Genomic DNA, 14004 nt, shown 5'->3' with positions numbered 1-14004 from the left:
AATCAGTATTTCCTGACGCTGGACGCTGACGGGGTATCGGTCTCATCGGACTTTTACCTGCGGCTGGCCGGCGACATCAACCGGTTGTTTAAAGGCCAGCTTCCACTGACGGCCGAGCATCCGACAAGCCATCGGTAACCGCTCACTCAGATTCAATACAGCACTTGTATGCCTGTGCAAAGCATCGCTTTCGAGCGATCATGCGCAGGCTTTTTTTACGTCTGGGGTGATTGTGGCGATTCCCGCATCCAACAATTTCGGGGCCAGCCGTACTCTAAACGCAGACACGTTAAAAATGGACTGCAAACATTAATTCCGCCTCATTTTGGCCCTGTGATGAATGCACTACCATTAGAGAAGAAACGGCAGTTAGATAGCGTGAGGTGAGAACGGTGGGAAGCATCACATTTAATCATGTATTCAAACGGTACAAGGGCGAATCCCGCCCCGCCGTGAACGACTTCCATTTGTCCATTGAAGAAGGGGAGTTTCTTGTTCTGGTCGGCCCATCCGGCTGCGGCAAATCGACGACGCTGCGCATGCTTGCGGGGCTTGAGGAGATCAGCAGCGGCGAGCTGTATTTGGACGGCAGATTCATCAATTATGTCTCCCCCAAGGATCGCGACATCGCGATGGTTTTTCAGAATTATGCCCTGTATCCCAATCTGTCCGTTTATGAAAATATTGCCCTTGGCCTAAAGCTCCGCAAGACGGCGAAGCATGAGATCGATGTGCGCGTGAAGCGGGTGGCGTCCATCCTGGAAATTGCCCATCTGCTGGACCGCAAGCCGAGTCAGCTGTCCGGCGGCCAGAAGCAGCGGGTCGCGCTCGGCAGGGCGATCGCCCGCGAGCCTCAGGTGTTTCTGATGGACGAACCGCTGTCCAATCTCGATGCCAAGCTGCGCGCGCAGACCCGGGCCGAGCTGATCAAGCTGCAGAGCGACCTGAAGCGGACGACAGTGTATGTCACCCACGACCAGGTCGAAGCGATGACGATGGGCACCCGCATCGTGGTGATGAAGGACGGGGTCATTCAGCAGGTAGCCGCCCCGCGCACATTGTACGACGAACCGGCCAATGTGTTTGTCGCCGGATTCATCGGTTCGCCTCAGATGAACTTTTTGAACGGTACCATCGAGAAAAACGACGGAGACTACTATTTTTCCAACAAACGGATGAGGCTGCTCTTGCCTGAAGCCACTGGCAGAAATTTTGAGCGGGCCCCGAAAACCGTCCGCAGCGTCATCTTGGGCGTGAGGCCGGAACACGTCATCCTGAAGCGCGGCAGCACGGAGGAAGCCGGCTTCGTTACCGGGCTTGTGCAAATGACGGAAGCCACCGGCGCGGATTCCTATGTTTACGTGCAAATCGGTTCTTATCAAATGATCGCCCGTACCGATCCTGAACAGACGTACGCCGCCGGGGACGTGGTCTCTGTAGGCTTGCAGATGCACAAAATCCACTTTTTTGATGAGAGTACGGAGGAATTGGTGGGGAGAGGTGAGGTATGAAAAAACGCACCTTGCCCCGTTTCGCGCGCATTTCCCTGAGACTGCTGATCGTTGCCGCACTTCTGTTCGGACTCGTCCGCTGGCTGTCGGCCGATGAGCCTGCGGTTTACTCTACCAGCGTCACCGCCGCTGACCTGCTTGATTTGGCAAGTAGCGGAGGCGAGCTCCCTTACGCCCAGCTCATGAAGGGGCCGGAAGGCGAATATGCCGCTACGGAAGAGAGGTCCATTCGGCTCGATCCGGTCAATTACAAGGCGGCATCCACCGATGCGGACCTGGCCAAGGAGGCCGAGAGCGGTCGAAGCATGCTGAGCTGGAGCAACGAATCCGGCTGGGTAGAGTGGACCTTTACGGTCCCCGAGGCTGGCTGGTATGAGCTTCATTTGGACTATAAGGCGCTGCCGGGCAGCGGAAGCTCCGTGATCCGTGGAGCCATGATCGACGGAAAATACCCCTTCGCGGAATCGGAGCGCATCGAGCTGGAACGGATGTGGAAGGACGCGAAATATCCGTACGAAGTCAACGAAATCGGGATGCAGGTCCGTCCCCAGCAGACCGAGCTCCCCGAGTGGACGGACAAGGCGGCAAGCGATTATTCGGCTTCTTCCCGGCCGCTTCTGTACCGGCTTGAGCCCGGGCAGCACACGCTCCGGTTGACCGGAGAGAGGGGGGCGGTCGCGATCCGGGACATCTATTTCCGGACCCAGCAGCCGATCCCGGCCTATGCGGAATACGTCAAGCAGCAGCCAGCCATGAAGGACCAAGAGAGCTGGTTCAAGCAGACGGAAGCCGAGCAGTTCCAGCGCAAGTCGAGCCTGTCCATTCAGACGGACCGCTGGTCGGAGCCGTACATTTCACCGGATCCCAAGGGCCGCATCACCTATAACGTGCTCGGAGGGAACCGTTGGAAGCAGCCGGGCGAGTGGGTGGAGTGGAGCTTTGAGGTTCCGGCCGACGGCTGGTATGTCATCGATCTGAAAAACTTTCAAAACTACAGATCGGGATTCAAAGCGTATCGGACGATCGAAATCGACGGAAAAGTCCCGTTCGAAGAACTGCTTCATTACGGACTGGCGTATCACAAGGAATTTGAAATCTCGGCGATATCGGATGCGGAAGGCAGGCCCTATCAGTTTTACCTGAACAAAGGGACTCACACGATGCGAATGACGGCCGATTCAAGCACGATGCAGCCGATTCTGATCGCACTGAAGGATACCCTGGCGCAAATATCGGATTTTGACCGCCATATCCGGCTCATCACCGGCAATTACAGCAAAAGCGCCTCGGATGCCAACCTGGATGCCAGCCGCACCTGGGACATGAATAAATACGATCCCAATGCAGGCAAAACGCTTCAATCCTTGATCGACCGCCTGAAGCTGATCCGGGATTACATCAACCGCGTCAATGAAGGCAGCTCCGACCTGTCGCAAGCGATTGCTTCAGCGGTGAGCATGCTGGAAGAGATGGCGGCCGACGTCAACAACGTTCCGAACAAGGTGAACGATTTCTCCACGATCCAGGCCAACATCGGCACATGGATGTCCACACTGACCCAGCAGCCGCTGATGCTCGATTATTTCGTGGTACGGACGCCGGACGCTAAAACTGGCCTTAAAGAGCCTACGGCGCTCTCCCGGATTCCGTATTCCATCGCCGACTTCGCCCGTTCCTTTACGATGGATTACGACCTGGATGGGGAGAAGAAGGACGGGGCGCTAGAGATCTGGGTCGGCCGCGGCCGCGATTACGTTGATGAGCTGCGGGAGCTGGTGAGCCAGGATTTTACGCCGAAAACGGGGATTCAGGTCAACATCAATCTCATGCCGAATCCCAACATGCTGATTCTGGGTAATGCCGCCGGCGACGTGCCCGACGTGGCGCTCGGGCTGGCTGAGGCCACGCCGGCCGATTATGCGATGCGGGACGCTGTTCAGGACCTGTCCTCATATCCGGGCTTCGCCGATGTCATGAAACGGTTCATCCCGGGCGCGATGAGGGCCCTGACCTATAACGGAGGCACTTACGGCCTGCCGGAGGTGCAGAACTTCCAGCTGCTGTTTTACCGCTCGGATATTTTCGAGAGCCTGGGCTTGAAGGCGCCGGACACTTGGGACGACGTGTTTGACATCCTGCCGACGCTGCAGGAGAACGGCATGACGATGAATGTTCCGAAGGCGGATTTCGCCACCCTCTTTCTCGAAAACGGCGCATCGCCGTATACGCCCGACGGGCTGAAGTCCAGCCTGTTCAGCGATTCGGGGCAAAAAGCATTCAAGCAGTGGACGCAGCTGTACACCAAATTCAACCTGCCGATCGACATACCGGCTTTCTTCCAGCATTTCCGCGACGGGGATATCCCGATCGGCATATCCGACTTCAACACGTACGTGCAGCTGCAGGTCGCTGCGCCTGAGATCACGGGGCACTGGAAAGTCGCGCCCCTGCCGGGGATCAAGCAACCGGACGGTCAAGTGGCCCGCTGGTCGCCGCAAGGACTGTCCACGGCCATGATCATGAAGAAGAGCGACAAAAAGGATGCCGCCTGGCAGTTTCTGAAATGGTGGACTTCCGCGGATGTCCAGTCGAGGTATGCCGGGGACATGGAGTCGTACTACGGTATCGAGTACCGCTGGAATACGGCCAATGTCGAGGCGATGAAATCGCTGAGCTGGCCGTCTGAAGACCTGAAGGCGATTCGGGAACAGGCCCGCTGGGCGGCGAATCTGCCCAATGTTCCAGGATACTACTTCCTGGCCCGTGAAATGGACTTCGCCTGGAACAAGACGGTATTTGACGGCGTGCCGGCGAGCGAAGCGCTGGAAGAGGCCAGCCTGTCGCTGCAGCGGGAGATGGACCGCAGGCAGCGGAACTTCGGCATTGCGGGAGGAAACTTGCGTGTGCCGCAGATTACCGAACCTTTTAACTGGGAGGAGGCTAAGCCGTGAAACCAGAAGTTACGCCTGCTTTGCCCGCCGCGAAGCCGCCATCCCCGGCAGCGGTCAAGCTGAAACGGTTTGTGCTGGATTTGAAGAGGGATGCCTTCTGCTACGCGTTCCTGGCTCCTTTTCTCATCTGCTTTCTCGTCTTTATCGTCATTCCGGTCGTGATGGCTGCGACGCTCAGCTTCACGTCCTACGACGGATTCAGCAAGCTGCATTTTATCGGGTTTGACAACTTTATCGCGCTGTTTACGCAGGACATTATTTTTCTGACCAAGGCGCTTCCGAACACGTTCGTGTTCGCGCTGATCGTCGGGCCGGGCGGGTATCTGCTGTCTTTCCTGTTTGCCTGGCTCATTCATCAGCTGCCGATGAAGGTACGCGATTATTACACGCTGGTGTTCTATGCGCCGTCGATGGCGGGCGGCGTGGCGCTGACGGTCGTCTGGATTGCCGCTTTCAGCGGCGACCGCGTCGGCTATTTGAACAACTTCCTGCTGAATATGGGCTGGATCGCTTCCCCGGTAACTTGGCTGCAGGATCCGAAGTACCTGCTGAACATTATGATTCTGGTATCCCTCTGGATGAGCTTCAGCGTAGGATTCCTGGCGATGCTGGCGGGTCTGCAGACGGTCAACCGGGAGCTGTATGAAGCTGGGCGGATCGACGGGATATCGAACCGGCTGCAGGAAGTGTTCTACATTACCGTGCCGTCCATGAAACCGCAAATGCTGTTCAGCGCCGTCATGACGATCGTTTCGACCCTGAAGGCCGGCAGCATTTCAACCCAGCTGACCGGGATGGCGATTACGCCGCAGTATGCGGGGCACCTCATCATCAACCATGTCGACGATTACGCGTTCATCCGGTTCGAACTGGGCTATGCTTCAGCGGTTTCAGTCATTTTGCTGCTCCTCAGTTACTTCGTGATGAGGTTTGCCTACCGGATGTTTAACTCGAAGGAGGAACTGTAAGCCCATGATGCCCAAATTGCGCCGGCTCCGCACGGCGTCGCCCTTTCAGGTCATGTTGATCACGCTTTTCACCGCCTTGGCCTTGTTCATGTCGCTGCCGATCATCTTCATCTTCAATCATGCGTTTAAGCCGCAAAACGAGCTGTTCCTGTTTCCGCCGCGGTTTTTCGTCCGGCATCCGACCCTGCACAATTTCGAAACGCTCTTTCTGCATGCGTCCAATGCGACGGTGCCGTTCACGCGTTATTTGTTCAACAGCCTGGTCGTCGTTTCGCTGACCCTTGTCAGCGTTGTGGTGGTCAGTACGATGGCGGCTTATGTTCTGGCCAAATACCAATTCCATTTCAAACAGCTCATCATGTCGCTGATTACCCTGTCCTTGATGTTCGCGCCCGAAACGGTATCCATTCCGAGATATCTCGTCATCAACGGCATCGGGCTGAACAATACGTATCTCGGGCATATCCTGCCGTCGCTGGCATCGCCCGTCGCGGTGTTTATGCTCGTCGGCTTCATCTCGCAAATTCCGAGCGATCTGATGGAGGCAGCCCGGATCGACGGCGCGGGGCATGTCGGCATCTTCGTGCGCATGATTCTGCCCTTGTCCGTCCCGGCGATCGCGACCATCTCGATTTTGACGTTCCAGGGCGTATGGGGAGACGTGGAGACTTCAACCCTGTTCATGCAAAAGGAGACGATGCGGACGCTCGCTTTCTACGTCAACAGCCTGCTGAGCGGTTTGCAGAACAACGTGGCGGGGCAGAACATGGCGGCGGCGGCCGGGCTGCTTATTTTCATTCCGAATCTGATCATTTTCCTGCTCTTTCAGCGCAGAGTGCTTGAGACGATGGTCCATTCCGGTATCAAGTAATGTCATCAGCAAAGGAAGTCGGAACGATGAAAAAATGGTTTCCATTACTGCTAATCTTTATGGCCGTCTTGACGTCCCTGCCGGGTACCGCCATGGCCAAACCTCCATATATGACATCCTACTATGACTCGAACCAGTCGTCCTGGTTCCGCATCCAGCCGATATACCGTCCGGCCGGGGCCATCTCCGCCGATTTCGGTGAACCGGCTGATCTCGATATCGCCGCCGACGACCGGGTCTATATCGCCGACAAGAAGAAAGACCGCATTGCGGTGCTGAATCCGGACGGCACGCTGCTCCGGACGATCGGCGACGCCGAGGGCCAAGGTCAGCTCTCGGGACCGGAAGGTGTATACGTTACTCCGGATAACGAGGTGTACGTGGCGGACTCCGGAAATCAGCGGATTGCCGTGTTTGACGGGAGCGGACGGTTTCAGAGGGAGTACAAGAAGCCGGAGACCCCGCTGCTCGGCTCGGAGCATTTTGTCCCTGTCAAGCTTGTCGTAGACCGGCGCGGCGTGATGTACATCCAGCTGAACTCCTCGTACCAGGGACTGGTCCGGCTGAATCCGAAAGGCGAATTCATGGGCTATTTCGGTGCGAACAAGGCGGATCAGTCGATGCTGAACTGGCTGAAGAAGCTGGTGCTGAACAAGGAGCAGCTGTCCAAGGAAAAGGGCGCGCTTCCCAAGCCGATTACGAATGTGGCGATCGATCCGGACGGATTTGTGTACACGGCCACCGCCGGCGGGGAAGGGAAGGGAGCGATCCGCAAGCTGAATGCAGGCGGGGTGGATGCTTTTAAAAACAAGACGCTGGTGAACGGACACGGCATCGTCGACGTTGCCGTTGATCCGGAAGGCTTTCTGTACAATATCGACCTCGACTCCATGAGCATCAATCTTTATGACCGCAGCGGCGAGGCCATGTTCGAGTTCGGCGACATCGATAAGGAGACGCAGCAGTACGGCTTGCTCGGTTATCCGACCGGGATCGGCATCGACTCGGATCATGCGATCTGGATATCCGACAGCGGTACCAATACGGTCCACAAATACGTCCGTACCGCTTTCGGCAGCAGCGCGCTTCAGGCGCTCGCACTGTATGCCGACGGGAAATACGAAGAGAGCAAGCCGTACTGGGAGGCGGTCTATGCCCGCAACGATATGTACAACGGGACCTTTCAAGGCTTGGGCAAAGTGTTTTTGCACGAGGACCGCAATGACGAAGCCTTGAGCTACATGAAAGCCGCTTTTGATACCGACGGCTATTCGAAGGCCTTTTGGCAGATCCGGATGGAATGGCTTCAGCGCCATTTTGTCGCCCTGGTGGGCGGACTGGCCGCAGTGATGCTTGCCGTGTACTTCGGCTATCGCCTCATCCGCTGGTCCTTGCGCAGGCGTCCGCTGCCGGCATCCTGGAAGGAACCGCTGGCGTACATCCGTAATTTGGGCTATGTCCTGATTCATCCTTACGAGGGGTTCTACAAAATCAAGGAGGCGAGGATTCCCGCCTGGATCACGATTTCCCTGCTCCTCCTGGTCATTGGCGTCAAGCTGTGCAGAGTTTATTTCACCGGGTTTTTGTTCCATCCCGTCGACCTCTCGGAAATCAATCTGATGAAGGAACTCGGCCTGTTTGCCCTGCCATGGGTCACCTGGATTATCGCCAACTACCTGGTCTGCAGCATCAAGGACGGGGAGGGCCGGTTCCGGGAAGTCATTCAGGGCAGCGTCTATGCGCTGTCGCCTTATGTGTTCTTTTCGGTCCCGACGATCCTGCTGTCCAACATCGCATCGCTGGATGAGGCGGTCATCATTCATGTATTGAACACGATCATGACCGTATGGCTGCTCGTCATGTTCATCGTGATGACGCAGGTGATCCACAACTTCGATTTCCTGGAGACGCTGAAAAACTCGGCTATCTCGGTGTTTGCAATTCTGACGATCTGGATGTTCGGCTTCATCATTTTCGGATTGTCCTATAACCTGTATGACTTTTTCTATGAGCTTTACAAAGAGGTGAACATCTATCATTAACGCTGCCAAACGACGATTCCGCCAAGCAAAATGGCCTGCCGCCATCATACTGGCTCTTCTGATCGTGCTTCTGCTGCTGGTGTTCAAGCCTTGGGAGCAAACGACAGCCGAACGGTTCTCCCAAACGGGCATCGCCGCGAACCTTCCGACTCCGGACGCCCTGTATGAGGGCGATCCCTGGAAACCGGCCGCAGGGGCTGACGGTTATGCGCTGGCGCTGGAGAACGAGCATTATGCGCTGTACGTCCGCCCGGATAACACCCAGATCGCCGTGCTGGATAAGGCATCCGGCTACCGCTGGACCAGCAATCCGACCAAGGAGGAGCTGGCCGGTGAAACGGTAAAAGGACAGCTGCTGGCCAACCTGCAATCCCCTTTTCTTCTGACCCATGTCCGGACGCAGGGAGCCGATCAGACGGTCAGGGAGACGCTGAGCAACCAGACGGCCGGCATGCAAATCGCCATGATCCGCAAGCCTGAGGGGCTGCAAATCGAATACTCGTTTCCCGCCAAACAGCTGGGGTTTGTCATGCAGTATGAGCTGACGGACAGCGGCCTCAAGGTCAAGGTACCTGCGGCCGGCATTCGGGAGGAAGGAGCGTCTGCGCTGTTCTCGCTCGACGTGCTGCCTTATTTTGGAGCCGCACCCGCCAAAGAGAATGGTTATGTGTTCGTTCCCGACGGCCCTGGAGGACTCATTCGCTTCGATCAGGAGCATGCGAGCCTTACCCGAGGCTACTCGCATCAGGTTTACGGCAGCGAGGTGACCAATGAGGAGAATGGGACGCGCACCGGAGAACGGAGGGAAGACATCGCTTACCCTGTGTTCGGATTGAAGAAGGGCGACCATGCCTTTCTGGCCGTCATGACCAAGGGGGAAGATTCCGCCAACGTATCCGCCATGGCGCCCGGACTCAAGTCGTCATTCTACCAGGTATTTTCCAGTCAAATCTATCGCGAAGAATATCTCTACCGGATGAGCCGGCTGGCCGCGCCGAGCAAGGCCGTTCAGAAGGAACGGCTGAACCGGGACCGAGAGGTCGAATACCGGTTCCTGAACGGCGCGGACGCCGATTATGTCGGTATGGCGGGAGCTTACCGGAGCTATCTGCAGGAGACCGGCCGTCTTACCGAGGCGCTGAAACCGGTGGAGCATGTGCCGCTGTACCTGAAAATCATGGGCGGCAATTACGAAAAGGCCTTTGGCCGAATCCGGTATGTGGCCGCCACGACTTTCGAGCAGGCGGGCGATATCGTCAGTACCTTGCAGAGCAAAGGCGTCGCTTCGTTACGCACCATTTTCTACGGCTGGCAGAATGAAGGCGACTACAACATGGAGAAGCGGTTTCCGATCGATCCGGCGCTTGGCGGCGAAGCGGCCGCGAAGACGTTCATTTCCGGGATGAAGGAGCGGGGCGTCCCTGTCAGCTTCAGCGAGGACTTCCTCTGGGTCGACAGCCATTCCTCTTTTTCCGGCAAAACGGACGCCATCCGGGGGATCGACGGGACCGCCTATGTCGACGATGGCTGGTATATCGCCAAGCCCGCCTATACGGCGGTAACGGCGGCAGATACGGTAAACAGGCTGAAGAAGCTTGGCGTGGACGGCATCCATTTCAGCGGAATCGGCGAGATGCTGCTGAACGATTACGAGCCTTCCGGCATCCAAACCCGGGAATATGCAAAAACCGTCTACGACGGGCTGCTGAAATATACCCGGGAGGCACTGGGAAGCGCGTCGGTCAACCAGGGGGATGCTTATGCGCTCGGCCAAACGGATTACATTGACGGGCTGCCGTCCGAATCGAGCTACGATTTTATGATCGACGAGACGGTTCCCTTTTACCCGATCGTGTTGCATGGCTTCGTTCCTTATACGTTCGGGGACGGCAACCTTCGCGACGATGAGGATGCCGAATTTTTGCGGGCGATCGAATACGGGGCGCTGCCCTCGTTCTTTGTGACCCATGACGATTCCCGCAAGCTGAAGGACACTCCCTCGAACTTTTTGTACAGCAGCCGTTTCGATAAATGGGAACGACGGATCGAGGAGGAATACGCGAAGTTTGATTCACTGAGCCAGCTGTATTCCATGAAGATCATTGGCCATGAAAAGCTGTCCGGCCAGAAATATGCCACCACTTATGAGGACGGCACGAGGGTTATCGTAGATTACGAAGTCAAGGACTTTACCGTGGAGAAAGGAGCGGGGAAATGAGCAGCGTTCCGGATTTGAAACGAAAAGCGGCCCAATATCATCTGAAGCGATACGGCGTCGGACTGCTGTTTATGCTCCCCTGGATCATCGGGTTCTGCGTGTTTGTGGCGATTCCGATCGGCTGGTCCATGTTCATGTCCCTGCACAAGGTCGCGGTGGTGCCGGGGGGATTCAAATATACGTGGCTTGGTCTGCAAAATTATCGCGATGCCTTTCTCAAGGACAATGTGTTTCCGATCGAGCTGATCACCTACTTTCAGGAAATGATCCTGATGGTGCCGATTATCGTCATCTTTGCCCTGCTGATTTCCCTGCTGCTGAACCAGCAGTTCCCCGGCCGGTTCGTGTACAGGGCGCTGTTCTTCCTCCCGGTCATCTTTGCGACGGGGCAGGTGCTGTCCGAGCTGTTTACGCAGGGCGCGGGCGATATACCGTTTCTGGACCAGTACAATTTGGAGCCCGTCGTCCGGCAGTATGTCGGGGGAGAATTGGCCAAGACGGTCATGGAAGTGCTTGGGCGCGTTGTTCTTATCCTCTGGTACTCGGGCGTGCAGATTCTGATCTTCATCGCGGGCTTCCAAACGATTTCCCCGTCGATTTACGAAGCGGTACGCATCGACGGCGCTTCCCCATGGGAGAGCTTCTGGAAGATTACGCTTCCGGCCAGCGTTCCGTTTATCAGCCTGAATGTGCTCTATACCATCATCGACCTGTTCACTTTCCCGCTGAATCCGGTCCTGAAGCACATTAAGGACAACATGTTCAAAGTCGACACCGGATATGGTTACGCCAGTGCGCTCGCTTGGATTTATTTCGGCTTTATTTTCGTCCTGCTCGCGCTCGTGACGGGACTATTCAGCCGCAGCATGCGGCTCAAGGGAGGAAGACCATGAATACGGAACCATGGGTTCAAAGGGCCAGAAATTACGCCGCGGGCTTCTTGTGGAGCCGTAAGGCGCAGAAGTACAAGATGGTCATGCTGGGCAGGAATCTGTCGGATGGTCTCCTGGCGAAAATGGTCATTTATGTGCTGCTGTCCATCGTGGCCTATCTGTACTTGCAGCCGCTGCTCTATATGATCAGCACGATGCTGAAGACAGTCAGCGATTTGCTGGATCCCAGCGTCAAATGGATTCCCCGGGTCGTCACCTGGGAGAATCTGTCCAAAGCCTACAAAGGGCTGCAGTATCCGGAAGCCCTCCGGAACACCGCTCTCATCGCCCTGAGCTGCTCGATTGTTCAGGTGCTGATATGCTCGATGACCGGCTATGCGCTCGCCCGGCTGGCCGTTCCGTTTAAAGGGCTGATCACGGCGCTGGTGCTGCTGACGTTTCTGATTCCGCCGCAGGTGATCATTATTCCGCTGTATGTGATTTTCAGCAAGCTGGGCCTGCTCAACACGCTGTTTGTCTTCCTCGTGCCGGCGATTTTCGGGCAGGGGCTGAAGGGAGCGTTGTTTATCCTTATTTTCCGCCAGTTCTTCAGGGCGCAGCCGCCCAGCCTGGAGGAGGCCGCCAAACTGGACGGCGCTTCCGCGGCCCGGCTGTATTTCCGGATCATGCTGCCGCTTGCCCAATCGGCCTGTCTGGTCGTCTTTCTGTTCTCGTTCATCTGGTATTGGAACATGTACTACGAGCCTTCGATGTTCCTGGCCAAGGGTTTTACGCCGCTCTCCATCCGGCTGGACCAGCTGGAGGATGTGCTGAACCCGTCGCTGCTCGGCAGCAAAGACCTGGTCAGCAATCCGGTGACCGAAGGCACCAAAATGGGCGCCGCCTTCTTGATCATCCTTCCGCCGCTCGTAATCTTTATGTTTCTGCAGCGCTGGTTCATTACCGGCATCGAACGGACGGGGATCGTGGAATAAGCCTTGGCATGCCGATCTGCCGGAAGCATTGAAAGGGGGAATGCCGAACTAGCAGGTATAGCTTGGGAACAAAGGGGTATCGTCAGCATCCGATGAAATCAAATTGGGGAGGAATAAGGATTGAAAAGAAAACGTATCGCGTCATCCATTTTATCGATGGTCATGCTCATGACCTTCACTCTTGCCGGGTGCAGCAATAATGACAGCGCTTCACCGTCCGGAACAGGCAATGAACCTGCACCCACGCCTGCGCCAAACCAGCCGGCAGCAGAGGAAAAGCACGACCCGGTTACGCTCAAATTCATTTCCTGGAAAAACGGAACCTATGACGAGCTGTACGGCTTGTTTCATCAGAAATACCCCTGGATCACCATTGAGCAGGTACCGGTGACCAATTCGCAGCCGATCATGGAAATCATCGCATCGCTGGAAGCAGCGGGCACGCCTGCCGACGTGACTGAAATCGACAGCGATCTGATCACCTTCGAGCAGAACAATCTCATCGAAGATTTGACGCCTTACATCGAGAAAAGCGATATTTTCAAGAACGCCAAATTCCCCGACGGCTTCTTCGAAACGATGATGTTCAACAACAAGAAGCTTGCCGTGCCGATGGTTGACGTCCCGATGTGGGTGCTGGTGAACAAGGATCTGCTGGCCAAACACGGCGTGGATATGCCGGCAAACGACTGGAGTTACGACGACTTCCGTAACATCGCCAAGCAGGTGACCGATCCGAGCGCCGGCGAATATGGCATTACGACACAGCCTGAAATTCAAATGCGCCTGCTGTCCTCCAAAGCGATTGCCGACGGCCATGCGGCGAATCATCAATACATGAACGAGGACCTGACCCAGAGCATGCTCAGCACGCCGGACGTCATGAACGACGTGAAATGGTTCCAGGAGCTGGTCACGAAGGACGGGTCGATGCAAAGCAACGCAGCCGCGGAAGAAGGCGGCAATGTGACAAAGGATTTCATCAACGGAAAAACGGCTTTTGCTATCGGTGGCGACTGGGTCCTGCCGACCTTGAAGGAAAAAGCGACATTCGACTGGGACGTTCTTCCGTTCCCGAAAGGCAAGGTCAGCCAGCCGGGATATTCGATTTACGGACCGCTGGCGCTTCTGTCCGGTTCGAAGCATAAGGAGGAAGCTTTCCTGTGGCTCAGCTTCCAATTCACGCCGGAAGCCCAGAAGTGGAAAATTGACCAGGGAGCCAATGCTTCCGTCATCGATCCCGAGCTGACGAGCTACTACGATCAGGCTCCGATCTGGCAGGGCAAAAATATCGAAGCCGTCAAGATCGCCCAAAAGAACGCGAAAATCCAATCCGGCCTGACCGTGCCGGGGTGGAACGACTACAACTATAACAACATCTTGAATGACATTATTTTCGGCGACCGGGATATCAACGACATTATTCCGGAAACGGAGACATGGAACAAGAAGACGCAGGAAGTGAGAGCCACCTTAAAGCAATAAGAGAGTGGGAAGCTGCCGGGCAGACATCAGTCCGGCAGCTTCCTTTTTGAAAATATAAGAGAGAGCCTTCGCTCCACTTTGTGGGGCTGTT

At 56.1% G+C, this 14004-nt stretch carries 9 protein-coding genes; all 9 read left to right on the top strand.

Features of this window, described 5'->3' with window-relative positions; all coding sequences use genetic code 11:
- Positions 1-392: 392 nt before the first annotated feature.
- The gene (locus C7820_RS33020) at positions 393-1511 is read left to right on the top strand and encodes an ABC transporter ATP-binding protein (protein ID WP_116234556.1); all 1119 of its coding nucleotides are present in this window, start codon (positions 393-395) and stop codon (positions 1509-1511) included.
- Positions 1508-4462, top strand: coding sequence for an extracellular solute-binding protein (locus tag C7820_RS33015; RefSeq protein ID WP_116234555.1), 2955 nt, complete (start codon positions 1508-1510; stop codon positions 4460-4462). The genes C7820_RS33020 and C7820_RS33015 overlap by 4 nt, the downstream gene beginning before the upstream one ends.
- Positions 4459-5430: a carbohydrate ABC transporter permease gene (locus C7820_RS33010; RefSeq protein WP_258875810.1), complete on the top strand. Its 972-nt coding sequence runs from the start codon at positions 4459-4461 to the stop codon at positions 5428-5430. The genes C7820_RS33015 and C7820_RS33010 overlap by 4 nt, the downstream gene beginning before the upstream one ends.
- 4 nt (positions 5431-5434) lie before the next feature.
- Positions 5435-6301, top strand: coding sequence for a carbohydrate ABC transporter permease (locus C7820_RS33005; RefSeq protein ID WP_116234554.1), 867 nt, complete (start codon positions 5435-5437; stop codon positions 6299-6301).
- Between the two features lie 26 nt (positions 6302-6327).
- Positions 6328-8343 carry a YIP1 family protein gene (locus C7820_RS33000; RefSeq protein WP_181909269.1) on the top strand — a complete coding sequence of 672 codons (2016 nt, stop codon included), beginning with the start codon at positions 6328-6330 and terminating at the stop codon, positions 8341-8343.
- Positions 8344-8407: 64 nt separating this feature from the next.
- The gene (locus tag C7820_RS32995) at positions 8408-10561 is read left to right on the top strand and encodes a DUF5696 domain-containing protein (protein WP_116234552.1); all 2154 of its coding nucleotides are present in this window, start codon (positions 8408-8410) and stop codon (positions 10559-10561) included.
- Positions 10558-11454, top strand: coding sequence for a carbohydrate ABC transporter permease (locus C7820_RS32990; RefSeq protein ID WP_116234551.1), 897 nt, complete (start codon positions 10558-10560; stop codon positions 11452-11454). Before C7820_RS32995 ends, C7820_RS32990 begins: the two co-directional genes overlap by 4 nt.
- On the top strand, positions 11451-12428 hold the full coding sequence (locus tag C7820_RS32985) for a carbohydrate ABC transporter permease (protein WP_116234550.1): 978 nt from the start codon (positions 11451-11453) through the stop codon (positions 12426-12428). The genes C7820_RS32990 and C7820_RS32985 overlap by 4 nt, the downstream gene beginning before the upstream one ends.
- Positions 12429-12548: 120 nt before the next feature.
- The gene (locus C7820_RS32980; RefSeq protein WP_116234549.1) at positions 12549-13913 is read left to right on the top strand and encodes an ABC transporter substrate-binding protein; all 1365 of its coding nucleotides are present in this window, start codon (positions 12549-12551) and stop codon (positions 13911-13913) included.
- The last annotated feature ends 91 nt before the right edge of the window (positions 13914-14004 follow it).

This window comes from Paenibacillus sp. VMFN-D1 (assembly GCF_003386155.1).
GTDB lineage: Bacteria > Bacillota > Bacilli > Paenibacillales > Paenibacillaceae > Paenibacillus_AQ > Paenibacillus_AQ favisporus.
This window is presented reverse-complemented; position numbering and strand designations above follow the sequence as displayed.